Genomic DNA, 23858 nt, shown 5'->3' on the forward strand with positions numbered 1-23858 from the left:
CTCCCCTTGCAGGGGAGGAATGATGAGCGAAATGATATGACCGATCTCCAGAAAATCCTGAAGGCGAAGGCGCCGCTCACCTTGTCGGGCGTGCCCGCCGGTTTCCAGCCCTGGTTGCTGGCCGACATCGCCCGCGCCGCCGGCGCTGCGGGTGGCCGCGCCGTCTTCATCGCGTCGGACGAGCAGTTGATGCGCGCCGTCGCGGACACGGCGCATTATTTCGCGCCGGAGATCGAAATCATCGAAATCCCCGCCTGGGACTGCCTGCCCTACGACCGCGCCAGCCCTTCGCTCCGCGCCGCGTCCGCCCGACTCGCGGGCCTCCACGCGTTGCAGGCCAAGCCCAAAGGCCCGCAACTGGTCGTCACCACGCTGGCCGCCATGACCCAGCGCACCCTGACGCCCTTCCGCGTCCGCCAACTGGTCGCCAAACTCGCGCCCAAGGAACGGATCGCGATCCAGAAGCTGGCCGAAATGCTGCAAGCGAACGGCTATGTCCGCACCGACACGGTGCATGACCGGGGCGAATTCGCCATTCGCGGCGGCATCGTCGACCTCTTCCCCGGCGGCGAGGAGATGCCGCTGCGCCTCGATTTCTTCGGTGACGAGATCGAAACCGTCCGCCGCTTCGACCCGTCCGACCAGCGCACGATCGAGAATGTCGACGGCTTCACCCTCCTCCCCGCGTCGGAAGCCCTGCTGGACGAAGACACGATCAAGCGCTTCCGTGGCCGCTACCGCGAAACATTCGGCGCGACCGCGACCGGCGACCCGCTCTATCAGGCGGTCAGCGACGGCCGCCGCCTGGCCGGCATGGAACATTGGCTGCCCTTGTTCGAGGAAAAGCTGGTTCCCCTGACCGATCACCTCGGCGACGGCACCGTCCTCATCCGCGACCATGGCGTCGCCGGCGCGGCGGAGAGCCGGTTCGAGGCGATCCGCGACTATCACGCCAACCGCGTACAGGCGAAATCGTCCGACCCCGGCTCCTACCGCCCGCTAAAGCCCGACGCGCTCTACCTGAACGCCGCCGAATGGGACGCCGCCGTCGCGACGCTCCCCATGCACGGCACCACGCCCTTCCATGAACCCGACAGCGCGACCGTCCTCGACTTCTCCGTCGATGGCCCCCGCGACTTCGCCCCCGAACGCGCGCAGAACACGAACATCTACGAAGCGGTCGGCAAGCACATCGCCACGCTCCGCCGCGACAAGAAGAAGGTCGTGATCGCCAGCTATTCCGGCGGCGCGCGTGAGCGCCTGTCGGGCCTGCTCGCCGACCATGGCGTCGCCCGCCTCGCCGCCGCCGACAACTGGCAGGAAGCGTTGGGCACCGCCGCGAACGGCAGCGTCACGCTCACCGTCCTGCCGCTCGACCATGGCTTCACCGCGCCCGACGTCGCCGTCCTCACCGAACAGGATATGCTGGGCGACCGCCTCGTCCGCCGCGCCAAGCGTAAGAAGAGCGCCGATGCTTTCCTGCAGGAATTGGCCACCCTCTCGCCCGGCGACCTCGTCGTCCATATGGATCACGGTATCGGCCGCTATGAAGGGCTGACCCAGATCCCGGTGGCGAAGGCCCCGCACGACTGCGTCGCGCTCACCTATGCCGGCGGCGACAAACTCTACGTCCCTGTCGAAAATCTCGAAGTCCTCTCCCGCTACGGCTCCGAAAACGAAGGCGTCAGCCTCGACAAGCTGGGCGGCGAAGCCTGGCAGCGGCGCAAGGCGAAGATGAAGGAGCGCATCCGCGAAATCGCGGGCGAACTCCTGAAAACCGCCGCCGAACGCGCCCTGCGCGCCGCCACCGTCGCTGAACCCGATCAGGCCGGCTATCCCGCCTTCGTCGACCGCTTCCCCTATCAGGAAACCGAGGATCAGGACCGCGCTATTACCGATGTCGTGGAGGATCTGGGATCGGGCAAGCCGATGGACCGCCTCGTCTGCGGCGACGTTGGCTTCGGCAAGACCGAGGTTGCTTTACGCGCCGCTTTCGTCGCGGCGATGGCGGGGATGCAGGTCGTGGTCATCTGCCCCACCACGCTCCTTGCGCGCCAGCACCACATGAATTTCGAGGAGCGCTTCCGCGGCTTCCCCGTCAATATCGGCCGCCTTTCCCGCCTCGTCCCCGACAAGGAAGCGAAAGCGACCAAGGCGGGTCTGGCCGACGGCACGATCGACATCGTGGTCGGCACCCATGCCCTGCTGGCCAAGGGGCTGGAGTTCAAGCGCCTCGGCCTCGTCATCGTGGATGAGGAACAGCGGTTCGGCGTCACCCACAAGGAACGGCTGAAGTCGCTGAAAACCGACGTCCATGTCCTGACGCTCACCGCCACGCCGATCCCGCGCACGCTGCAAATGGCGATGTCGGGCCTGCGCGAACTCTCCGTCATCCAGACCCCGCCGGTCGATCGCCTGGCGGTGCGCACCTACATCATGCCCTGGGACGGCGTGGTGATCCGCGAAGCCTTGCTGCGCGAACATTATCGCGGCGGCCAGAGCTTCTTCGTCGTGCCCCGCATCGCAGACCTCACAGAAGTCGAGGAGTTCCTGCGCACCGAAGTCCCCGAAATCAAACCCATCGTCGCCCATGGCCAGATGAGCGCCACCGATGTCGAAGAACGCATGTCCGCCTTCTACGACAAGCGCTACGACGTGCTGCTATCGACGACCATCGTGGAATCCGGCCTCGACATCCCCAGCGCCAACACGCTGATCATCCACCGCGCCGACCGTTTCGGCCTTGCCCAGCTCTACCAGCTGCGCGGCCGCGTCGGGCGCTCCAAAACGCGCGCCTATGCCTATTTCACGACCCCCGCCAACCGCATCATCACCGAAACGGCGGAAAAGCGGCTCAAGGTTCTCTCCGACCTCGACACGCTGGGCGCGGGCTTCCAACTGGCCTCCCACGATCTCGACATTCGCGGCGCGGGCAACCTCGTCGGCGACGAACAGTCGGGCCATATCAAGGAAGTCGGCTTCGAACTCTACCAGTCGATGCTGGAGGAGGCGATCATGGACGCAAAGGCTGGCGGGGTCGGTATCGAGCGCCGCAGCGACAGCTTCTCGCCCCAGATCAGCGTCGATGCGCCGATCCTGATCCCCGACGATTATGTGCCCGACCTTGACCTCCGCATGGGCCTCTATCGCCGCATCAACGAACTGGAGGATCGCAACGGTTTGGAATCCTTCGCGGCCGAACTGATCGACCGTTTCGGCAAGCTGCCGTTGCCGACGCAAAACCTGCTCAAGATCATAGAGATCAAGCAAAACTGCCTGATCGCCAACATCTCGAAGATCGACGTCGGGCCGAAGGGCGCGCTGGTCAGCTTCTTCGAGGATCGCTTCCCCAAGCCCGCCGGCCTCGTCGCCTATGTCCAGAAACTCAACGGCGTGGCCCGTCTGCGCCCCGACAGCAAGATCGTCGTCGAACGCGCCTGGCCCGACCCGCAAGCCCGCCTCAACGGCGCGCTGCAATTGTCGAAGGGGCTGATGAAGGCAGCAGGGTAACAACTGACAATGGCGTGAACCTATCGCTCCATGTTCCCTATGACGCAAGCCGATCGCGTGTCGCTATCCGAGCGCAGACATCTTCCTCTGTCCTACTCGACATTTCTCTGATCTATCCTGCCGGATGGACCAGCCCCGCCATAGCCCCGGCCCGACCCGCCGCCCCAGCCAAAGCTATGACCTGCCTGTGACCTATCCGGCGCGCAGATGCCGCGTTCCGATGATCCAACCGACGCCTCGATGCCGCACCACAGGCGCATTGCCGTCGCACACCCGTCGCACTTGCTCTGAAAAACGGCGAAAACACGTCACCAGCGACGCTGTGAACTTCGCCGGTGACGCGCCACGATGACCTTCCGATCCGACCCCCATGTCGCCATTCCTCATCGTCGGGAAACGCGACAGCAACAGTGGAAATCTAAATCTTGCCCTGACGACCGGGCGGCAAAGTCCGGCGTCGCAGCAGGAGAATGAATATGAGCATCACCCTCATCGCGCTGGCCGCCGCCGCCGCGTCGCACAGCGTCACCATCGACCATCAAGGCCAGCAACTGGGCGCAACCTACACCGCGCGCACCGAAATGCGCACCAAGACGATCGGCGCCAAGACCCCCAACCGCATGGACAATCAGCGTTGCCAGTGGACCGCGACCGTCGTCGTCGACCGCAAGCTGGATCATGGCCCGGCGCTGGCCCGCACCATCGCCACCGACAAGCAATTTTCGGGCAGCGAAGCCGGCGCCTGCACGCCCGGTCGCAATTCGGGCGCGCGCAACCTTGCCCAGCATCGCGAAAAGATAGAAGCGCATCTGGTCGCAGTCGCTCAGGCCGACCGCGCGCCTCTTCTGGCTGAACTGGACTCGGTACGTAATCTTGCATCCAACTGATCGTCTTCGCCGCTCGGCATGGCTGGGAGCGCTCCTGCTCGCCGGCCATGCCCATGTGGCCACCGCCCAAAACGCACCCGGCATCACCGCCACGCTCGAAGCCGCCAGCGACGAACGCCGTCGCGGCCTCAGCTGGAGCGATGGCGAAGCGGTGCTGCGCGGCTCCGTCTCCGTGCCCGTCGCCGATGGCCTCAGCCTCGACGGCACGGCCACCACGCTCTGGGGCAGCAACCGCCATGGCGGCGCTGACGCCGTGCTGGATCTTGGCGCCACCTATGCCAGGGATCTGGGCGGTTTCCGCCTGACCGCCGAAGGCCGCTACCACCTCTTCCCCGGCGCCTCGAACCAGGGCTATGGCGAAGTCGGCGCGATCGCCGGTTTCACGCTCGGCCCGGCCAATCTCGATCTCGGCGCCCGCTACGCCCCGCGCCAATCGGCGATCGGCGGCGACAATCTCTATCTCTCGACCAGCGCGGCGGTCGGCATTCCCGGTACGCCCTTCACCCTGTCCGGCCATGTGGGTCGGTCATCGGGCGACGTGCGCGATCCCCTCCGCGCCGCCCGCCTGCGCCCGGACGGCAACTATTGGGACCATGGCGTCGCGCTCGACTGGTATCAGGGCCGCTGGTCCGCCGGCCTGCGCTACGCCGATACGGACATAGACGCGCCCAACAGCGTGCATGCCGGCGCCAGCCTGATCGCACGGGTCGGCTTCACGCTCTAAGCCACCCCGTTCGTTTCGAGCCTGTCGAGAAACGGAAAGCACGGCCCTGTCCTACATCCTCCCGCCTTGCTACAAGTGCGGCGGGAGGACATCATCATGCCTGTAGAACTGACCATCATCGCCTGGGGCATGATCCTGCTCCTCGTCCACATCTTCGCCGCCGCGCATGTGAAGACGAAGCAATATGGCCCCAAATGGAATATGGGCGCGCGCGACGAAAGCCTGCCGCCGCTCAACCCCATCGCCGGCCGCCTCGCCCGCGCGGAAGCCAATTATAAGGAAACCTTGCCCATCGCCATCGTCGCGCTGATCGGCGTGGTCGTGGCCGGGCGGACGAGTGAATTGACGGCGCTGGGCGGCTGGATCTGGCTTAGCGCGCGTGTCGTCTACCTACCGCTCTACGGCTTTGGCGTACCGGTCGTACGCACCATCATCTTCATGGCCAGCCTTGTCGGGCTGCTGATCGCCCTCTGGCCGCTGCTTGGTTTCTAACCCGCCAGCACCAGATTGATGAGGTCGGCGGAAGACACACCCGCCGACCGCAGGAAGCCCTGATAATAATCGCAACCTTCCCGCGACAGCAGCGCCAGCTGCTCTTCCGTCTCGACCCCTTCGGCAATCACCTTCAGCCCCAGAGACTTGGCCATGTGGATGACCCCGCGCACGATGATCCGGTCCCGCGCGGTCCCGGCGATATCCTGCGCCAGTCCGCTATCGATCTTCAGATAATCGAGCGGCAGGTTCTTCAGGTAAGCCAGACTGGAATAGCCGGTGCCGAAATCGTCGATCGCAACCCCCAGCCCTTCGGCCCGCAGCGCCGTCAACAGTGCAGACGCCGCGCCGACATCCTCGATCAGCCCGCTCTCGGTTATCTCCACCGTCAACCGCGACCGGGGGAAGCCGCTGCGATCCACCAGCCCCAGAAAATCGACCATGAAACCCGGCTGCGCGATATCCGCCGCCGTCACGTTGATCGACAGCCGCAACTCCGCCAGCGCCCGTGGCCAGGCCGCCGCCTGCCGCAGCGCCTCGGCCTGAATATGCGCCGACAGCGGCAACATATAGTCGGACCGCTCCGCCGTAGCGAACAATATGCCCGCGCCCAGCGGGCCATAATGCGCATGATTCCACCGGGCCAGCGCCTCGACACCGCTGATCTTGTCGGAATCGACCGGATATTGCGGCTGGAACACGATGCTGATCTCGCCCCGGTCCAGCGCCAGCCGCAGGTCGGTTTCCAACCGGTCGGCATCCACCTGCCGGCTCTGCTTTTCGGCCGACAGGATGCGGATGCCCTCGCCCCCTGCCTGCCGCGCGTCTGACAGAGCGGTCCCGGCGCGGCGCAGCAATTGCGTCACATCATCCTCCGCCCGCGCCTGCGCGATGCCGCAACGGGCGATCAGGCGAATGAGGTGATCCCCGGCGCTGAACGGCTGCCCGACCGCGCCGATCAACTGCCGCGCCAAAAATGTCGCCCGGTCGCTGCCCGCCACTTCGCCGGTCAGGCCGACCAGAAATTCGGTCCCGGCGATGCGCGCGACCATGGTGCCGGGCGCGACATCGTCCACCATCCGCTCGATCCGCCGGGCGATCCGCCCCAGCAGCGCGTCGCCCACCACCTGCCCATAGGCCGCGTTCATCCGGTCGAACTGGCTGATCGACAGCAGCAGGATCGTCGTCGGCAATCCCGCCCGCCGGTCCAGCCAGTCGAGCGCCGCCTGCCGCGACCGCAATCCGGTCAGGTGATCGCGGCTGCCGCCATCCTGCGCCTGCCCGTCCGACAGCCATTCGACATCGGCGGCAATGGCGCCATCGGCCTCCCGCAGATGATGCACCAGCCGCTGCCCCGGCCGCGCGGGCAATCCATGCGCCAGCACCGCCGGGCGGCCCGACAGCCGCATCATCCTGAGCGCCGCCAGCAGCGTCCGCCGCTCCACCCTTGGCAGCCGCCGCACAAGAGCCGCCGGCGCGATCCGCGCAGCATCCACGCCCAGATGCTGCGCCAGACTGTCGCTCAGCCGCAGCAACCCGTCATGCCCCAATGCCCAATAGAGCGCGTCCCCGCGCCTTATGCGCTGCGCCCGCTGATTATGGGCGACCCCGCCGCCCAGCCGCTCCACCAGCCGATGCGCGGACGTCAGCGCGGCATTCAGCCGCAGGTCCGTCACCGGCCCGGCCAGATAATGGGTCGCCCCCACCGCCAGCAGCGCGGGCACCTGGTCCAGATGGCGTTCGTCGATCAGGATCAGGATCGCGCCGCCACCAGCCTCCATCGCCGGTACCAGCGGCGCCAGCAGATTGCCGACGTCGCCGCCGCCACGCAGGTCGACCAGCGCGATCTGCGCCTCGCTATGCAGGTACCGTTGCGGCGCATCCTTGGCCCGCCGCGCGCCGATCGCGCGCCAGCCAAGGCTCTGCGCAATCTGGATCAGCCCGTCCCGGTCGCCCGGCGACAGGATGAACAGGCTGCGCTGGCCTTCCGCGCTCTGATCCCCGCTTGTCAATATATGTCCCCGGCACCGCGCATCGCGACGTCTTTATCAAACAGGCGTTACCGACCTCTTGCCCCGCCTGCAACTTCCGTGACGCGCGACCGGGGCAGCTGCGCTGGCCCTTGCACCGGCCCTGTCCATCGCCTAGCTAGTCGGCATGGTTATGGCCGACCCTTCGCGCGCGCCGATGACCGACGGCCTTGGCCGCCGGATCAGCTATCTGCGCATATCGGTCACCGACCGCTGCGACCTGCGTTGCCGCTATTGCATGGCCGAACGGATGCAGTTCCTGCCCAAGAATCAGGTGCTGACGCTGGAGGAGATCGCGCTGCTGGCCGATCTCTTCGTCGCGCGCGGCATCGACAAGATCCGCCTGACCGGTGGCGAGCCGCTCATCCGCCGGGACATCGGCGATCTGGTGCACCGTATCGGCCGACATCTGGGCCATGGCCTCAACGAACTGACGCTGACCACCAACGGCACGCGACTGACCGAACATGCCGCCATGCTGGCCGATGCCGGCGTGCGGCGGATCAATGTCAGCCTGGACAGCCGCGATCCCGCCCGCTTCGCCCATGTGACGCGCGGCGGCCGGATCGAACAGGTGATGGACGGTTTGAACGCCGCGCGCGCCGCCGGTCTCGCGATCAAGATCAACATGGTCGCGCTGAAGGGCGTCAACGACGACGAAATCCTGCCGATGCTGCGCTGGTGCGGCGAGCAGGGGTTCGACCTGACCCTGATAGAAACGATGCCGCTGGGCGATACCGGCGAAGACCGCACCGATCATTATCTGCCCCTGACGCAGGTGGCCGACATGATTCGCGCGCAGCATGCACTTACCCCGCTCGCCCACCGCACCGGCGGCCCCGCCCGCTATCATGCCGTGGAGGGCATGGACATCCGGCTCGGCCTCATCACCCCGTTGACGCAGAATTTCTGCGCCGACTGCAACCGCATCCGCATGACGTGCGAGGGCAAGATCTTCATGTGCCTGGGTCATGAAGACCATGTCGATTTCAAGACCGCCTTGCGCGAACAGGGCGTTGCTGCCGTGCACCCGCTGATCGACCGGGCGCTGCGATTGAAGCCCGCCGCCCACGACTTCCGCATCGGCGTCGGCATGGGCGCCGCCACGCAACGGCATATGAGCGTCACCGGCGGATGAACAGCGAACCACGGCGCGCACTGGTCGCGTCCCCCACGCAAGCGGCCCGCGCGGCGGAAGAGCGGCTCCGCGCCGCCTATGATTTCGTCCCGTTCGAACAGGCCGACATGATCATCGCCCTGGGCGGCGACGGCTTCATGCTCCAGACGCTCCATTCCATGCTGGAGGCGCGGCGGATCATCCCGATCTTCGGCATGAACCTGGGCACCGTCGGCTTCCTGATGAACGAATGGCGGCTGGAACGACTGGACCAGCGACTGGAAAAGGCCAAGAGCTTCAAGGTCAATCCGCTGCGCATGACCGTCGACACGGTGGATGGCGAACGTTTCTCCATCCCCGCCATCAACGAAGTGTCCTTGCTGCGCGAAACCCGTCAGACCGCCAAGCTGGAGGTGCAGGTTAATGGCCGCCCCGTCCTGCCCGAACTGGTGTGCGACGGCGTGCTGGTGGCGACGCCGGCCGGCTCCACCGCCTATAATCTGTCCGCCCATGGCCCCATCCTGCCGCTCGGCTCGGGCCTCGTCGCGCTCACCCCGATCAGCCCCTTTCGCCCGCGTCGCTGGCGCGGCGCGATCCTGCCCGAAAATACCGCCATCCGCTTCACCGTGCTCGATCCGGTCAAGCGGCCGGTCAGTGCGGTGGCCGACCAGCGTGAAGTGCGCGATGTCGCGCAGGTGGAAATCGGCATCGACCGTGCGACGCCGCTGACCCTGTTGTTCGATCCCGAACATACGCTGGACGACCGCATCGCCGCGGAACAATTCATCGCGTAAAAATTCCGTCATTTCGCGCTTGCCATATTTGGAAAACCGCTGCTATAGGCGCGGCCTGCCCAGCGGAAGCGGGTTGCTCCCCGATAGCTCAGCGGTAGAGCATTCGACTGTTAATCGAATGGCCGTAGGTTCGAATCCTACTCGGGGAGCCACATTTTTCCGGACACAGCTTCCGGCCTCCTGACATGTCCGGCGCCTTCGACAATGCAAGGCAGCTCATCCCAGCACCCCCATTCCATCGTCTTGCTTTCGCGTGGAATTTTTTGCGAATTTAACCATTTAAGCCCCTTGCCATTCCTGTCGGGCCAAGGCATAGGCGCGGCCTGCCCGGCGAAAGCCGGCTGTTCCCCGATAGCTCAGCGGTAGAGCATTCGACTGTTAATCGAATGGCCGTAGGTTCGAATCCTACTCGGGGAGCCACCTTTTCCACCAGCATCGACACACGCAGCGCCCGGCCCTCGCCGCCGCACCTCCAGTCACGCCCAAGAAAAAACGCGCGAAGCCCGAAGGCCCCGCGCGTTTTCAAGGTCATGCTTGGGAGATCAAATCAGCGCGATGCGAACTGGCGCCCCCGGCTGGCCACGGCCCAGCGCTGCGGGGTGGCACCAGCGGCACCTTCCCGCACGAAACACTGGCCATGCTGGGCACGGATCGTCCGGCACGCCACCATCGCATCCGCCCGGCTGCCAAAGCCGCTAATGGCCAGGCGGTGATAGGCCTTGCCATTCACCGTCGCCTGGCTGGTCAACACCGGGAAAGCCGCCAGCGTGCTGCTACGCCCGGCCATGCCCTGCCATTTTTCCTTGGCGATCGCCGCATTGTCATAGGCGCCCAGTTGCACCACCCAATTGCTGGCGCCATTGGCGACCGGCTTGATGAAGGCGGCCTGCTGCATCCGTGCGACCGGCGCGGCGACGGCATATTGCGCCGACGACGTCTTGGCGCGGCCCTTGGGCGCGTTATGATCCTCGACGATGAAATCGCGCGCGGCAACGCGCACCGGCTTGGCCGACGCCTTGATGATCGGTGCGGCCGCGACCGACGGCTGAGACACCGAAGCAGCCTGCACCATCTGGACCGGCACGGCCGGCTCAGCAGCCGGCACAGGCACAGCTTCCGGCGCTGCCTCCGCCATCTGCACCGGCGCATCAGCGGCGGCGGGCGCCAGCGCCAATGAGACCGGCTGACCGGCGTCCGCTGCGTTGATCGTAACGCCCATCAAAGCGGCAACACGCATCGGCGCCAGCGACGGCTCGGCCATTTGCGCCCAATCGGAAATACGCTTGTTCGCGTCCAGCGCGGCCATGTCCATGCCCACGATCATGCGGGCATCCTTCCAGCGGCCGCCCAGCGCATAGGCATAGGCCAGATTCTGGCGCGTGCGCACCGTTGCGGACGGATCATGGATCGCTTCGGACAAGATCCGCACGCCTTCGGCCGGATCGCCCGCCATCGCCATCGCCAGACCATAATCGCTGGCCGGCACGGTGTCGGCATGGGCGACCAACAGGCTGCGCGCATCGTCGGCACGACCCTGCGCCACTTGCACCAGCGCCAGGCTGACGATGGTGCTGGCATCCGTATTGCCCAGGCTTATCGCATCGCTCAGCGCCGTTTGCGCCGACGCAAAGCGACCGGCCAACACATAGGCGCGGCCGAGAATCTGGCGATAGGCGGCATTTTGCGGCTGCAACTGCACCGCCGCTTCGGCCGCTTCCACAGCCTTGTTCCCGTTACGGTCGGCCAGCGCCTTCTCGGCGGCAATGGCCAGCTTGCCCGGATCACCCTTTTGCTGAACGGCCGACGCCGACGGGCGGAATGCCGCGCCGGTGCAACCGACCATGGTGGTGGCGACCAGCAGGGATGACAGGGCCGCCTTTCCGAATGTCGTGCGTTTCATGATCTTACCCACCCTTCGTTCACTGGCCGTCGCGCATATGCGGCAGCTGCTGAGTCAGCCGGTCGATCTCCGGCAGGTCATTAAGAAAATCGTCCAGCGCCTTCGTCACGATCTGCTGGGCCGAACGGCCCGTAATCGCGCAGGCGAGGCGCAGCTTCAGGTGCCGCTGCGCATCCAGGCGCAGCGTAAAGGCCGCCTTGCGTTTACCGACGGGCGCAGCGATCGGCGCAGCCTGCTCGACCACGACCTTTTCAGCCTTGGCCTTCACCGGTTTGGCGGCCAGCCGCTTGGCCAGCGCCTTGCGCTCCTCCACCACCGGCGGCACGGGTATGACCGGCGTCATCGGCGTCAGGCCGATCGGTGCGGCCGGCTCCTCGACGGGTTCATAGACCGGCTCCACATCGAAGCCCATGTCGTTCCAGCCCAGATCGTCCTGTTGCACGGCGGCCATCTGCGCCCGGCCAAAGCCGAGCATGGGGCGGCGCATCGCCGGCTGGGCCGCACCCTTGCGGGCCAGCAGGCCGGATGTCAGCGACGCGAGCGGTTTGGGTTCGGCCATGTGACGTTCTCCCTTACTGGCTCACGCGGCGGCCGAAGCCACCACCGGCGGGACGCGCGGCACCCAGGGTACCGACACTGCCCTGGGGCACGGAAAAGACCGTGCGGCGGAAATTCTTCTCCAGCCGATCCGACACATAGGACCAGAGCGCCTCCACCTCGGCGGCGGAGCGGCCCTTGGGATCGACCTCCATCACGGTGCGCCCGTCGATCATCGACGCGGCGAAATCGGTGCGGTGATGCAGCGTCACCGGCGCCACAGTGCCATGTTGCGACAGGGCGACGGCGGCCTCGGACGTGATGCGCGCCTTGGGCGTGGCGGCGTTGACGACGAAGATCAGCGGCTTGCCGGCCCGTTCGCACAGGTCGACCGTGGCGCCCACGGCACGCAGGTCGTGCGGGCTGGGGCGGGTCGGCACGACGATCAGTTCGGCCACGGAAATCACGCTCTGGATCGCCATGGTGATGGCAGGCGGCGTGTCGATGACGGCCAGCTTGAAACCCTGCTGACGCAGGATTTCGAGGTCGGCAGCCAGACGTGCGACGGTGGTCTGGGCAAAGGCGGGAAATTCCGCCTCACGCTCGTTCCACCAGTCGGCGAGCGATCCCTGCGGATCGATATCGATCAGGACCACCGGGCCGGCGCCGGCACGCTGCGCCTGCACGGCCAGATGACCCGACAGGGTCGTCTTGCCCGATCCGCCCTTTTGCGAAGCCATTGCCAAAATCCGCACCTATTCCCCCCAGGAAAATCCAGTTCCGGAAGGGATTGGCACGACTGCCGCTAAAAATTGGTTAATTACGCGCGAAACTTCATGGCCGGCACGCCCCGCCATGGTGAAGTCGCTATCCAGTCTTTTGCCGTTACGCTAACAACAGCTTAACCTTATTTCGCCATTGCGGTCGTCAATTATTCTTTCGCACTGGAGCCTGTGCATATGAAGCATGTGTTGGGAATGGCAGCGCTGGCCGCGATGCTGGGTATGACTTTGCCTGCACAGGCGGACGTGAAAACCGGCGTCGACGCCTGGCAGCAGGGCGATTATGCCAAGGCGATCGCAGAATGGCGCCCCCTCGCCCAATCCGGCGATCCCGACGCGCAGTTCAACCTGGGTCAGGCCTATAAGCTGGGTCGCGGCGTGCAGCCCGACGTCAACACCGCGATCGACTGGTATCGCAAGGCCGCGGCGCAGGGGCATATGCGCGCCGAAGATAATCTGGGCCTGCTGATGTTCCAGCAGGGCGACCGCGCCGCCGCCATGCCCTATCTGCAACGCGCGTCCATGCGCGGTGAAGCCCGCGCCCAATATATCGTGGGCACCACCCTGTTCAACGGCGACACGATCGGCAAGGATTGGGTCCGCGCCTATGCGCTGATGACCCGCGCTTCCGCATCCGGCCTGCCGCAGGCTGCGACCAGTCTGGAGCAGATGGACAAATATATTCCGGAGGATCAGCGCAAGCAGGGACTGGCCATGGCCGCCGGCATGGAAAAGGGCGATAACAGCACCGCACTCGCCGTAGCGACGCCCGCCCCTGCGCCCGCGCGCAGCGGATCGGCGGTCCGTAACGCCGAACTCCCGCCCTCGACCAGCATCCCACAGGCACCCAAACCGATCCCCGCCCCGGCCAAGCCGCCGGTGCAGGTTGCGGCGGCCAAGCCGAAACCAGCGCCCGCAGCGCCCACGCCCACCCCCGTCCGTCAGGCCGCCGCCACGCCGGCTCCGGCTGCATCTGGCGGATGGCGCGTCCAGCTCGGCGCCTTCAGCGAAGATGCCCGCGCCCGTGCGCTATGGACTCAACTCAGCCGCAAGGTCGGCGGCCTGTCCGCCTATCAGCCCTATCTGGTGAAGGCCGGCGCCGTCACCCGGCTTCAGGCCGGCCCCATCGCCAGCAGCAGCGACGCCACCCGCCTCTGCGGCGCGATCAAGGCCGCCGGCGGCGACTGCATGCCCAAGAAGATGTAAGGGGCTTTCAGTTCACCTTTCCTCAAAACAACCCGTTCGCCCTGAGTAGCCGCTGAGCGAAGTCGAAGCGGCGTATCGAAGGGCTCAGCCCCTACTCAGGACGAACGGGGTTTATCACTCCCTCACCCTCGCCTGCTCCACCATTCAGTCGCGGAACTGCGCCAGCGGCCCCGCCCCCAGCGCGCCTTTCGGATAGACCAGATAATAGGCCTGCTCGGTCGATAGCGGCCGGGCGAAGGGGATGACCAGCGTCCCCGCCTCCAACTCTGGCCGAATGAGGAAGCTGGGGATCAGCGCCACCCCGACCCCGGCCGCGCAGGCCTGCGCCAGCATCAGGAAATGCTCATAGGCCGGCCCCTGCGCCAATCCGCTCGCGTCCACGCCCGCCATCGTCAGCCAGCGCGCCCAGGCATCGCGCCGCGATATCTGGCTGAGCAACGGCGCATGCAGCAGGTCGGCCGGCTCGCGCAGCGGGTGCGCCGCCAGCCAGCCCGACGAACAGACCGGCACCGCCTCTTCACGAAACAGAAAGTCCATATCCACGCCGGGCCAATCGGCTGCGACACCGAAATGGACAGCCGCATCGAAATCCTCATGCCCGAAATCGAAGGGCTGCGACCGGGCGGCAAAATCGATCACCAGGTCGGGATGCCGCGCCGTCAATTGCGGCAGGCGCGGCGCCAGCCAGCGCATGCCGAAACTGGGCAAGGTCGCGACACGCAAGGCCGTCTGGGATGGCCGCGCCGACACCCGCGCCGTCGCCCGGCGAATGGCGTCGAGCGCCGGCAACAACTCGTCGGCATAGGCTCGCCCCGCTTCATTCAATCGCACCCGCCGGCCGATCCGATCGAACAGGGGCGCCTGCAACATATCCTCCAGCTGCGCGATCTGGCGACTGACCGCGCTCTGGGTCAGGCCGATTTCCTCACCCGCGCGGGAAAAGCCGCCATGCCGCACCGCCGCCTCGAACGCGACCAGAGCCTGCATCGGTGGCAGATATCTACGCGCACCACTCATTCTTAACTCGCATCAACAGATGACAGGTCGCCATTTTGAATATCCCGCATATCCTGCGATAAGGGCACTGTCATCCGGAGCATATCATGTCGAATGAGAATATGGGTACGATAGAGACACTGGTCATAGCGACGCTGGGCGAGGAGACTGGCCGGCAGACGCTGGACATGCTGGCGATCGACCCCGCCCTGTTGGCACAGCGCGGCGATACCGTCTCCCGCGCCGCCTTCGCCATGGCCATGAACGTCGCCCTGTTCGACGATCTACTGCGCCGGGTGCCGAGCGGCGACGCCTATGTCGCCGACACGCTGGCCCGCGGCGGCAAGGTCGTGTTCGACCATGGCGCGCTGCGCTCCATCCGCTTCCCGGCCGGCCCGACCGGCGCGCTTCCGGGTGGCGAAGATGCCTTCACCCGCATCTTCCTGCCCCTGGGATACGAGATGGCCGCGCTCTATCCGCTCGACCGCCTGCGCATGACCGGCCGCGCCTATCGCCACCGGGACTTCCCCGAAGCGATCCCGCAATTCTTCCTGTCCGAATTGCATGTCGATCGTTTCGACGATGAATTTGCCGACGCCGCCGCCCGCATCTTCGGTACCAGCCGCGACCCGCTGGACGAACCGACCAAGGCCCTGCTGGCGCAATATTCACGCGATATACCTGTCCAACTCGCTGTCGCCATCGCCGCCCTCCCGGTGATCCTCACCGCTTTCGACCGCCAGCATGAACCGCCCGCTTTCGAGGATTATCAACTGCTCCTCTCCCGCTCCAACGAAGCCGCCTGGATCGCGACCGAAGGCAACGGCTTCAACCATGCCACCGACCGGGTCGCGGATGTCGCGGCGCTGGCTGACCGATTGAAGGCGGAAGACAGGCCGATGAAGGCGAAGCTGGAAATCTCCGCCACCGGCCGCGTGCGCCAGACCGCCTTCCGCGCCGACAGCGTGGAGCGCCCCTTCGCCGACGGCGAATGGCGACAGGTGCCCGGCTCCTTCTATGAATTTATCAGCCGCGATATCGATCCGGAAACGGGCCGGCTCGACTTGGCCTTCGACACCGGCAACGCCACCGGCATATTCGCCATGACCAGTGCCCAAAACGGAGCGAACCGGTGAACGCCATGCTACAGTCCTTCGATCCGGCCTCGCGCGAACTCATCTGGGAAGGCCCGGTCGCGAGCGCGGATGATTGCCATCTTGCCATCGCCGCCGCGCGTACCGCCCTGCCCGGCTGGCGCGCGCTGCCGGTGGACGATCGCATCGCCGTCGCCCGCCGCTATGCCGCCGTGCTGAGCGAACGCCGCGCCGCGCTGGCCGAACTCATCTCGCGCGAAACGGGCAAGTTGCTCTGGGAAAGCGACGCCGAAATCGGCTCCATGATCGCCAAGGTCGATGTATCGATCAAGGCACATGCCGAACGCTCCGGCGAACGCTCCGCCGACATGCCCTTCGGCCGCGCGATCTTGCGCCATCGCGGCCATGGCGTGATGGCAGTGCTTGGCCCCTATAATTTCCCCGGCCACCTGCCCAACGGCCATATCGTCCCGGCGCTGATCGCGGGCAACGCCATCGTCTTCAAACCGTCCGAAATCACGCCTGCCACAGGCGCGGCCATGGCCGATGCCTGGACGGCGGCGGGTCTGCCCGATGGTCTGCTGACCGTGGTGCAGGGCGGTCGTTCGACCGGTGAAGCGCTGGTCGCCGGCGACATTGACGGCTTGCTGTTCACCGGATCTGCGGGCGCGGGGGCCGCATTGCGCCGCGCGCTGGTCGATCGCCCCCATGTCGTCATGGCGCTGGAACTGGGCGGCAATAATCCGCTGATCGCCTGGGACAGTCCGGAGGCTGCCGCATCGATCATCGTCAATTCGGCCTTCATCACCACCGGTCAGCGCTGCTCCTGCGCCCGCCGCCTGATCGTACCGCAGGGCGCGACCGGCGATGCCATCGTGGAGGCGACCGCCGCCCTGGCCGCACGCTTGCCGATCGCCGCCTGGAACGAAACGGGTGACGCCTTCATGGGGCCACTCATATCGGATCAGGCGGCCGCAGCCTCCCATCGCGCCGTCAGCGACCTGATTGCGCGCGGGGCACGCACCATCCGCCCCTTTGAAGGGGTAGCCGATCGCAGCGCCGCGTTTGTTACGCCGGCTATACTGGATATGACCGGCGTGACGGCCCCCGACGCGGAGATTTTCGCGCCCGTGCTTACGGTGATCCGCGTACCAGACTTCGACGCCGCGATCGCTGCCGCCAACGCCACCAGCTTCGGCCTGTCGGCCGGCCTCATCTCGCAAGATGAAGCGCTATGGCAGCGCGTGGTCGAGGAAAGCCGCGCCGGCGTCGTCAACCGCAACCGGCCGACCACCGGGGCTGCCGGCAACATGCCCTTCGGCGGCCTGGGCGCATCGGGCAATCATCGCCCCAGCGCCTATTATGCGGCCGACTATTGCGCCTACCCCATCGCCAGTTTCGAAGCGGAGGGGGTCGCGGCTGTTCCGATCAACGGGCTGGACGGTTAAAGCCCCAGCCGCGCCCAGAAATCGGCCGGCGCGATCACCTTGTTTGCGGCCGGCTTGCGCTCGACGCGCGTCCAGCTGCTATGGGGAAGATAAAGAGCGTCGGCCGGCTGAGTGATCCGGGACTGGCGGCGGTTTTGGGTCGTGCGGGTCATCGTCTTCTCCTTTGCAAGGGAACACGAAACCTGGCGTGGTCGCTTCGGCACCGTGCGCTTTAGCCGTTGGTGACGCGGAGCAAGCTGACATCCTTCAAAAGCCGCGGAGCGCAAGGCTCGCGGCTATATCTACCGATTGAGTCGAGAAAATCGACATAGCTTTGCTTGGGCCGTCTCCAGCCCTACTTGCCTGCCGGATCGGGTCAGACGGTCAGGCGATCCGATGCAGGGCGCACAGCTTGTTGCCGGCCGGATCGCGCAGATAGGCAAGATAGAGCTTGCCGAACCCGCCTTCGCGCACGCCTGGCGGGTCTTCGCAGGCAGTCCCGCCCGCTGCCACACCCGCCGCATGCCAGGCATCCGCCTCTTGCGGCGACGCCATCTTGAAACCGATGGTCCCACCATTGGCATGACAGGCCGGCGCCCCGTCGATCGGCGTCGTCACGAGGAACAGCGCGCCGTCATGCAGATAGATGGCCCGCCCCTTGTCATCGAAGAAGCCGGGCTTGGCACCGATCGCGCCGAAGGTCGCGTCGTAAAAGGCTTTCGACGCCGCCATATCGCTGGCACCGACCATGACATGGCTAAACATCAGCCCTCCTATGCATGAAATATCGACGAAGACGCGCCATCGCCATGCCCGGATATGGCATGTTGACCACGCAGATGTCGGACGCCTGCGTCAGGCGACCGTCGGCCGGGTCGGGATCAGAAGATCGTGCTGTAGAGGAACCAGCCCACGATCAGCAGGCTCGACACGATGCAAATACGATCACCAAAGACGTCGATACGAGACATCAGATAACATCCTTCCAAATGGGGCGATCTGCGTCGCCTCTGAGGAAAGATTACATCAGTTTTTACCGCGTCGGAATAGGAAAGTTACGATGGGACGCATGAAAAGGGCGGTGAACCGACATTCACCGCCCCTTGAACGATCGTTCCGTGATCTTAGCCGCTTATTGCGAACGATAACGGCTGTTATTTTATCGAAAGTCGGGCCCGCGATGCGCCAGGAAGGCCCGAGTCGATTCCTGTGGACCGCGATAGGCCTCCTGAAATTCGGCGCTCCAATATTTCAGGTCATGCAGGTCGATCCGCGCGCCCGACACGGCACAAAGCACGAACTGCCCCGACCGCACGATATCGAAATCGGCGGCGCCATAGTGCAGCACCGCCAGCCCCGGAAGGTCCGCCACCGTCAGTCGCCCGTCAGGATGCGGTCGACCAGCTGCTTTACGGTCGGCACGAACCCGTTCGAATAGAAAGGATCCTGCTTGAACCGATAGGCGGCATGGCCGGCGAACAGCAGATTCTTGTCCAGGTCGCCGCCATGGACCGATTCCTGCAACGACTTCTGAATGCAGAAGCTGCGCGGATCGGCCAGACGCCCGGTCGAATTGGTTTCGCTGTCCATCCAGCTGGAGAAGCTGCACTGCGACAGGCAGCCCATGCAGTCGGTCTGGTCCTTGCGGATTTCCGCTTTCTCTTCTTCGGTGACGAAGACCAGCGTATTGTCCGGCGTCTTGAGCGCGGAGGTGAACCCGGCCCCGAACCATTCGCGCGCACGCTGAAGGTCGCCCAGCGTCACCCAGAAATTCTTGCCCTTCACGCCCACATCCAACTGGTGGGTATGGTCGCCCGCCTGTTCGGTGCTGAACGGGATCTGCCGGTCCGAACGCCCTTCCAGCGAACGCAGGAAGGGATTGCGGATCGCCGAGCTGTAAAAGCCGGTGGGCGAAAATTTGTGCAGCAGCACGTCGCCCGGCTCCAGCTGCATCAGCCGGTCCTTCCAATCCTGCGGGATCGGGCTTTCCTGCGTCAACAGCGGGCGGGTGCCGAACTGGAACATGATCGATCCCAGCTCGGGATTGTCGATCCAGTCGTTCCAGTCCTTGAGCGCCCACACGCCGCCGGCCATCACGATCGGCACATCGTCTGAAATGCCGCCTTCGCGCATGGTGGCGCGCAGGTCGCGGACGCGGGGATAGGGGTCTTGCGGTGCGCGCGGATCTTCGGCGTTGGACAGGCCGTTATGACCGCCCGCCAGCCAGGGATCTTCATAGACCACCGCCGCCAGCCATTCCGCCGCCTTGGAATAGGCACGCTTCCACAGCGCGCGGAAAGCGCGGCCGGAGGACACGATGGGCAGATAGCTGACATTGTAGGATGCCGCGATTTCGCTCAGCTTATAGGGCATGCCCGCGCCGCAGGTGACGCCCGCCACCATGCCGCGCGTCTTGTCCAGCACGCCGTGCAGCACCCGCTGCGCGCCGCCCATTTCCCACAGAACGTTGATGTTGATCGCACCCTTGCCGCCGGCAATCTCGAACGCGCGCTTCACCTGCTCGACGGCGCCGTCGATGGCATAGGCGATCAATTCTTCGTGCCGGTCACGACGCGTGCGGCCGTGATAGAGTTGAGGGATGACATTGCCGAAGCTGTCATAGCTGTCCGCGTTTACCGCCGACACGGTGCCGATGCCGCCAGCCGCCGCCCAGGCGCCGGAGCTGCTATGGTTGGATACGGCAACGCCCTTGCCGCCCTCCACGATCGGCCACACTTCACGGCCACCATAGACGATGGGCTTCAACCCCTTGAACAACGACATCTCCTGCACATGCCCCGGCCCCCTCGACCGGGTAAAAAGCGACCCTATAGCAGCTTTGGCTGTCTATGACGAATTGCGGGCGCCCTAGCGCAAAATCATGGGGCTGGCCAGAGCCTCGCCGTACAGCTTTGCATAAGCATTTACCATGTCGGCTTCCGCATAGTCGCGCATCGCACGCTGGCGGTTGGCCATGCCCAGCCGGGCGCGCAGATCGGCGTCGCCCGCCAGCACGCCCAGCGCGTCGGCCAGTGCCTGCTCATCCTCCACGACGAAGGGGCGATTTTCCGGCGCGACCATGTTGGCGACGTCCCCCACATCCATGGACGCTGCCGGTACGCCGGCCGCCATCGCTTCCACCAGCGAAATGGGAAATTGCTCGCTGTCTGACGACAAGGCGAAAATATCGAACAGGCCGACGAAGCGCCAGGGCCGATCCATGAAGCCCGCCATATGGATGCCTTCCAGGCCATGAGCCGCCGCCTCCGCCAGGATCGCTTCGCGCTCCGGCCCCTCGCCCACCACCACCAGTTGCAACCGATCCTTGTGCGCGGCAACGGCACGAACCAGACGCGGGATATTCTTGACCGCGCGCAGTCCTGCCAGCGTACCGACCAGCAGCTTGCCAGGCGAGCGAACGAGGCCGGCAATCGCATCGGGCGCTGGCGCCTCGCCATAGCGATCGACATCGATCCCGTTGCGGATCAGGTGCAACCGTTCCGCCGGCTGTTTCCACACCGACCGGGCAATCTCCTCCAGCCGGACCGACGGCACCACCATGGCATGCGCGCGGTGCAGCGCGAGCCGGCGAAACAGGTTCCGCTTGGTTTTCAGGCCATTATTCTCGTCCGCGTTGAAGCCATCTTCATGATGGATCAGCGGTGGAAGGCCGGCCGATGCCCTCGCCAGCCGGTGCGCCATGACCGCATCCATCGATCCCCAATTATAGGTGAGGACAAGATCGAACTGCTTGAGGAAAGCGGTGATGACCCGATAGCGCGCCAGCCCCGGCTTGCCGGCAAAGGATGGGCCATCGGGATAGTCCACCCTGACCGACGGATCGATCGCATCGCGGGCGCTCATCGCCTGCGGGTCGGCGCTGGCGATACTGTGCCGCGCCTTGTCGCCCCAGATGTTCATCAGGCGCACCGCCCGCGCTTCCTTGCCGCCCAGCGTGAAGCTGCCATGGACATGCAGGATATGGGGCGGTCTATCCATGCAGCACCCGCGTCAGCAGACGGTCGATCGCCGCGACGCTTTCCGGTTCATCCAGCGCCGGCGCATGGCCTACGCCCGGCACGGCGACGAGTTCGGCGGTCGCACCGATCCCGTCCGCCATACGCTGCGCCGACGCAGCCGACAGCAGGTCGGATCGCTCGCCCCGCAGCAACAGCGTCGGAATGCCCTGAAACGCCTGCATCACCGGCCACATATCGACGCCCGCTTCGCTGCCCATGGCGCGGATCGGCTCGGCGATCTTCATATCGTAATCCAGCACGACGCGCCCGCCGCTGTTCAGCCGATACAGGCGCTTGGCCATGGCCAGCCATTGTTCCAGATCATAGCCGGGATAGACGTCCGCATTGGCCTCCGCCAGCGCGCGCGCGGCATGAACCCAGGTGGGGTGCGACTGCCCGACCCCGACATAGGATCGGATACGATCCAGCCCGCCTTCATCCAGCGCCGGCCCGACATCGTTGAGCAGCGCGCCGGCCAGCCATTCCTTGTGGGTCGCGGCGATCAGCATGGTGATGATCCCGCCCAGCGACGTCCCCACCGCAACGAATCGGGTGATGGCCAGATCGGCCAGCAAGCGGCTGATATCCTGCAAATAGGTCAGCGGGACATAGGTCATCGCGTCCTTGGCATAGGCGCTTTCGGCACGGCCGCGCATGTCCGGGCAGATCAGCCGCCACTCCCCCGCCAACCGCCCCGCCAGCGGCTCGAAATCGCGCGCATTGCGTGTCAGCCCCGGCAGGCAGAGCAAGGGCGGACGGCCATCGTCGCCGCCTTCATAGTCGCGATAATGGAGCCGAAGTCCATCGGGCGACCACCAATATCCGTCCTTATAGCCGCTCAAGCTTGATCCTTCAGGTGACCTTCCCCCATATCGCCATATGATCCAGATGCCGCAAGCCGCCAAATATCGCCCCGCCACCGAAATCGACGCACTGATGCCGGACATCGCCGCACCGGTCGCGGCGGCGGACTTTCCGCAGACCATCCTGCGCTATCGCAACGACCGGGCCGCCGCCTCGGTCGGGCTGGATGGGCTGAGCGACGAGGCATGGATCGCCCATTTCGGCCGCTTCGTACCGCTGGAAGGCAGCCTGCCCCAGCCGCTGGCGCTGCGCTATCATGGCCATCAGTTCCGCCATTATAATCCCGATATCGGCGACGGGCGCGGCTTCCTGTTCGCGCAATTGCGCGACGATCGGGACCGGTTGCTGGACCTGGGCACCAAGGGATCGGGCCAGACACCCTATAGCCGTTTCGGCGATGGACGGCTGACGCTCAAGGGGGGCGTGCGCGAAATATTGGCGACCGAAATGCTGGAGGCACTGGGCGTCAACACGTCCAAGACCTTCTCCATCATCGAAACGGGCGAAGCGCTGGAGCGCAATGACGAGCCATCCCCCACGCGCGGCGCGGCGATGGTGCGCCTGAGCCATTCGCATATCCGCATCGGCTCCTTCCAGCGCGCGGCTTTCCATGAAGACAAGGCTCTGCTGGAAAAGCTGACCGACTATGCCCTCACCCGCCTTTATGAAGAGGCGCCCGGCGACAATCCGCCGGCGCAATTGCTGGGCCATGTGGTGGAGCGCACCGCCGACCTTGCCGCCAGCTACATGGTGGCGGGCTTCGTCCATGGCGTATTGAACAGCGACAATATCAACGTGACGGGTGAGAGTTTCGACTATGGCCCATGGCGCTTCACCCCGCTGTGGGACGCCAATTTCACCGCCGCCTATTTCGACCATCAGGGCCTCTACGCCTTCGGGCGACAGGCAGAGGCGATCCATTGGGACGTGGCGCAACTGGCCATATCCTTGCGCGCGCTGACGGATGCGCCGCCGCTGATCGCAGAGCTGGAACGCTTTCCGAACCTGTATGCGCAGGCGATGCAGCGCCGATTCTGCTGGCGGCTGGGCGTGGAGCCCGGCGCCGATCCCGGCCCGATGATCGAGGCCGCCGTCCGCGCCATGGTGACGACCGGCACCCCGATCGACAGCTTCTTTCACGACTGGCGCGGGGGCGCACCGCGCGACGACGCGGCCTATCCCGACGCGGCCTGGGCCACCTTGCACATGGCGCTCGCCGATTTCACGCCCGTGTCCGGTGCGAAGGATCATGCCTATTGGACCGACCAGGCCCCCTGTTCCATGCACATCGACGAAGTGGAGGCGATCTGGAGCGCGATCGACAGGGACGACGACTGGACCCCGCTCCAGGCAAAGGTTGCCGCGATCCGGCGCATGGGCGATGCCATGCAAGGCCCCGGCGCCCCCGGAAAATAACCAGGGTAAAGAACCGATGTTAATGACGCGAAGACCAAAGCGGGTTAGTCCATCGAAGATTAT

The 23858-nt window shown here is 65.5% G+C and carries 21 protein-coding genes and 2 tRNA genes; 12 read left to right on the forward strand and 11 right to left on the reverse strand.

The features are described 5' to 3' along the window. Positions 1 to 36: 36 nt before the first annotated feature. The 4 genes from mfd (at position 37) to F4U95_RS02945 (ending at position 5613) form a co-directional block, all read left to right on the forward strand. Entirely contained in the window at positions 37 to 3510 is a 3474-nt protein-coding gene (gene mfd, locus F4U95_RS02930) for a transcription-repair coupling factor (RefSeq protein ID WP_150424510.1), read from the forward strand. A gap of 476 nt (positions 3511 to 3986) precedes the next feature. Beyond that, positions 3987 to 4397 carry a hypothetical protein gene (locus F4U95_RS02935; protein WP_120249661.1) on the forward strand — a complete coding sequence of 137 codons (411 nt, stop codon included), beginning with the start codon at positions 3987 to 3989 and terminating at the stop codon, positions 4395 to 4397. Between the two features lie 55 nt (positions 4398 to 4452). Beyond that, on the forward strand, positions 4453 to 5121 hold the full coding sequence (locus F4U95_RS02940) for a TorF family putative porin (RefSeq protein ID WP_246171476.1): 669 nt from the start codon (positions 4453 to 4455) through the stop codon (positions 5119 to 5121). Between the two features lie 96 nt (positions 5122 to 5217). Next, positions 5218 to 5613 carry an MAPEG family protein gene (locus tag F4U95_RS02945; protein ID WP_150424512.1) on the forward strand — a complete coding sequence of 132 codons (396 nt, stop codon included), beginning with the start codon at positions 5218 to 5220 and terminating at the stop codon, positions 5611 to 5613. On the opposite strand, the gene F4U95_RS02950 is transcribed toward F4U95_RS02945, so the two are convergent. Next, positions 5610 to 7625 carry a putative bifunctional diguanylate cyclase/phosphodiesterase gene (locus F4U95_RS02950; RefSeq protein ID WP_120249658.1) on the reverse strand — a complete coding sequence of 672 codons (2016 nt, stop codon included), beginning with the start codon at positions 7623 to 7625 and terminating at the stop codon, positions 5610 to 5612. The genes F4U95_RS02945 and F4U95_RS02950 overlap by 4 nt on opposite strands. 145 nt (positions 7626 to 7770) lie before the next feature. On the opposite strand from F4U95_RS02950, the gene moaA reads away from it, so the two are divergent. From moaA to F4U95_RS02970, 4 genes are all read left to right on the forward strand, one after another. Then, a complete protein-coding gene (moaA, locus tag F4U95_RS02955) occupies positions 7771 to 8781 on the forward strand; it encodes a GTP 3',8-cyclase MoaA (RefSeq protein ID WP_150424513.1) in 1011 nt (336 codons plus the stop codon). Further along, entirely contained in the window at positions 8778 to 9554 is a 777-nt protein-coding gene (locus F4U95_RS02960; RefSeq protein WP_120249656.1) for an NAD kinase, read from the forward strand. Before moaA ends, F4U95_RS02960 begins: the two co-directional genes overlap by 4 nt. A gap of 77 nt (positions 9555 to 9631) precedes the next feature. Next, positions 9632 to 9706 (forward strand) — tRNA-Asn (locus F4U95_RS02965). 193 nt (positions 9707 to 9899) lie between these two features. Further along, positions 9900 to 9974, forward strand: a tRNA-Asn gene (locus tag F4U95_RS02970). Positions 9975 to 10101: 127 nt separating this feature from the next. Here F4U95_RS02970 and F4U95_RS02975 read toward each other — a convergent pair. Genes F4U95_RS02975 through F4U95_RS02985 form a run of 3 tightly spaced genes read right to left on the reverse strand, consistent with a single transcriptional unit; the run spans position 10102 to position 12746 of the window. Continuing rightward, complete coding sequence (locus F4U95_RS02975) at positions 10102 to 11454, reverse strand: SPOR domain-containing protein (protein WP_150424514.1); 1353 nt, start codon at positions 11452 to 11454, stop codon at positions 10102 to 10104. Between the two features lie 19 nt (positions 11455 to 11473). Then, complete coding sequence (locus F4U95_RS02980) at positions 11474 to 12013, reverse strand: hypothetical protein (protein WP_120249654.1); 540 nt, start codon at positions 12011 to 12013, stop codon at positions 11474 to 11476. Between the two features lie 13 nt (positions 12014 to 12026). Beyond that, the gene (locus tag F4U95_RS02985) at positions 12027 to 12746 is read right to left on the reverse strand and encodes a ParA family protein (RefSeq protein ID WP_120249653.1); all 720 of its coding nucleotides are present in this window, start codon (positions 12744 to 12746) and stop codon (positions 12027 to 12029) included. 204 nt (positions 12747 to 12950) lie between these two features. Here F4U95_RS02985 and F4U95_RS02990 point away from each other — a divergent pair, with 204 nt between their 5' ends. Continuing rightward, positions 12951 to 13979 carry an SPOR domain-containing protein gene (locus F4U95_RS02990; RefSeq protein WP_150424515.1) on the forward strand — a complete coding sequence of 343 codons (1029 nt, stop codon included), beginning with the start codon at positions 12951 to 12953 and terminating at the stop codon, positions 13977 to 13979. Between the two features lie 144 nt (positions 13980 to 14123). Here F4U95_RS02990 and F4U95_RS02995 read toward each other — a convergent pair whose 3' ends face one another. Next, on the reverse strand, positions 14124 to 14996 hold the full coding sequence (locus tag F4U95_RS02995) for a LysR substrate-binding domain-containing protein (protein ID WP_150424516.1): 873 nt from the start codon (positions 14994 to 14996) through the stop codon (positions 14124 to 14126). Positions 14997 to 15082: 86 nt separating this feature from the next. On the opposite strand from F4U95_RS02995, the gene F4U95_RS03000 reads away from it, so the two are divergent. Next, entirely contained in the window at positions 15083 to 16111 is a 1029-nt protein-coding gene (locus tag F4U95_RS03000; RefSeq protein WP_150424517.1) for a DUF1338 domain-containing protein, read from the forward strand. Positions 16112 to 16116: 5 nt separating this feature from the next. Beyond that, positions 16117 to 17517, forward strand: a complete 1401-nt coding sequence (gene astD / locus F4U95_RS03005; RefSeq protein ID WP_150424766.1) for a succinylglutamate-semialdehyde dehydrogenase — start codon at positions 16117 to 16119, stop codon at positions 17515 to 17517. Here the strand turns inward: astD and F4U95_RS24735 are convergent. The 6 genes from F4U95_RS24735 to F4U95_RS03030 all read right to left on the reverse strand — a co-directional run bounded on the left by F4U95_RS24735 (position 17514) and on the right by F4U95_RS03030 (position 22357). Continuing rightward, positions 17514 to 17669, reverse strand: coding sequence for a hypothetical protein (locus F4U95_RS24735; protein ID WP_170267468.1), 156 nt, complete (start codon positions 17667 to 17669; stop codon positions 17514 to 17516). The genes astD and F4U95_RS24735 overlap by 4 nt on opposite strands. A 211-nt stretch (positions 17670 to 17880) precedes the next feature. Further along, a complete protein-coding gene (locus F4U95_RS03010) occupies positions 17881 to 18261 on the reverse strand; it encodes a VOC family protein (RefSeq protein ID WP_150424518.1) in 381 nt (126 codons plus the stop codon). 394 nt (positions 18262 to 18655) lie between these two features. Next, positions 18656 to 18868, reverse strand: coding sequence for a DUF2093 domain-containing protein (locus F4U95_RS03015; RefSeq protein ID WP_150424519.1), 213 nt, complete (start codon positions 18866 to 18868; stop codon positions 18656 to 18658). 2 nt (positions 18869 to 18870) lie between these two features. After that, a complete protein-coding gene (locus F4U95_RS03020) occupies positions 18871 to 20274 on the reverse strand; it encodes an NAD(P)H-dependent flavin oxidoreductase (protein WP_120251978.1) in 1404 nt (467 codons plus the stop codon). Between the two features lie 90 nt (positions 20275 to 20364). Beyond that, complete coding sequence (locus F4U95_RS03025) at positions 20365 to 21495, reverse strand: glycosyltransferase (RefSeq protein WP_150424520.1); 1131 nt, start codon at positions 21493 to 21495, stop codon at positions 20365 to 20367. Further along, on the reverse strand, positions 21488 to 22357 hold the full coding sequence (locus F4U95_RS03030; RefSeq protein ID WP_120249646.1) for an alpha/beta fold hydrolase: 870 nt from the start codon (positions 22355 to 22357) through the stop codon (positions 21488 to 21490). Before F4U95_RS03030 ends, F4U95_RS03025 begins: the two co-directional genes overlap by 8 nt. Positions 22358 to 22394: 37 nt before the next feature. Here F4U95_RS03030 and F4U95_RS03035 point away from each other — a divergent pair, with 37 nt between their 5' ends. Further along, entirely contained in the window at positions 22395 to 23795 is a 1401-nt protein-coding gene (locus tag F4U95_RS03035; protein WP_150424521.1) for a protein adenylyltransferase SelO family protein, read from the forward strand. Positions 23796 to 23858 lie beyond the last annotated feature (63 nt).

It is taken from the genome of Sphingobium limneticum, assembly GCF_008710165.1.
Classification (GTDB): domain Bacteria; phylum Pseudomonadota; class Alphaproteobacteria; order Sphingomonadales; family Sphingomonadaceae; genus Sphingobium; species Sphingobium limneticum.

Excerpts from the sequence above, each read along its gene's own strand:
- mfd (WP_150424510.1), top strand. The coding sequence starts at position 37 with ATGACCGATCTCCAGAAAATCCTGAAGGCGAAGGCGCCGCTCACCTTG.
- F4U95_RS02935 (WP_120249661.1), top strand. The coding sequence starts at position 3,987 with ATGAGCATCACCCTCATCGCGCTGGCCGCCGCCGCCGCGTCGCACAGC.
- F4U95_RS02945 (WP_150424512.1), top strand. The coding sequence starts at position 5,218 with ATGCCTGTAGAACTGACCATCATCGCCTGGGGCATGATCCTGCTCCTC.
- moaA (WP_150424513.1), top strand. The coding sequence starts at position 7,771 with ATGGTTATGGCCGACCCTTCGCGCGCGCCGATGACCGACGGCCTTGGC.
- F4U95_RS02960 (WP_120249656.1), top strand. The coding sequence starts at position 8,778 with ATGAACAGCGAACCACGGCGCGCACTGGTCGCGTCCCCCACGCAAGCG.
- F4U95_RS02975 (WP_150424514.1), bottom strand. The coding sequence starts at position 11,454 with ATGAAACGCACGACATTCGGAAAGGCGGCCCTGTCATCCCTGCTGGTC.
- F4U95_RS02980 (WP_120249654.1), bottom strand. The coding sequence starts at position 12,013 with ATGGCCGAACCCAAACCGCTCGCGTCGCTGACATCCGGCCTGCTGGCC.
- F4U95_RS02990 (WP_150424515.1), top strand. The coding sequence starts at position 12,951 with ATGAAGCATGTGTTGGGAATGGCAGCGCTGGCCGCGATGCTGGGTATG.
- F4U95_RS02995 (WP_150424516.1), bottom strand. The coding sequence starts at position 14,996 with ATGAGTGGTGCGCGTAGATATCTGCCACCGATGCAGGCTCTGGTCGCG.
- F4U95_RS03000 (WP_150424517.1), top strand. The coding sequence starts at position 15,083 with ATGTCGAATGAGAATATGGGTACGATAGAGACACTGGTCATAGCGACG.
- astD (WP_150424766.1), top strand. The coding sequence starts at position 16,117 with ATGCTACAGTCCTTCGATCCGGCCTCGCGCGAACTCATCTGGGAAGGC.
- F4U95_RS24735 (WP_170267468.1), bottom strand. The coding sequence starts at position 17,669 with ATGACCCGCACGACCCAAAACCGCCGCCAGTCCCGGATCACTCAGCCG.
- F4U95_RS03010 (WP_150424518.1), bottom strand. The coding sequence starts at position 18,261 with ATGTTTAGCCATGTCATGGTCGGTGCCAGCGATATGGCGGCGTCGAAA.
- F4U95_RS03025 (WP_150424520.1), bottom strand. The coding sequence starts at position 21,495 with ATGGATAGACCGCCCCATATCCTGCATGTCCATGGCAGCTTCACGCTG.
- F4U95_RS03035 (WP_150424521.1), top strand. The coding sequence starts at position 22,395 with ATGATCCAGATGCCGCAAGCCGCCAAATATCGCCCCGCCACCGAAATC.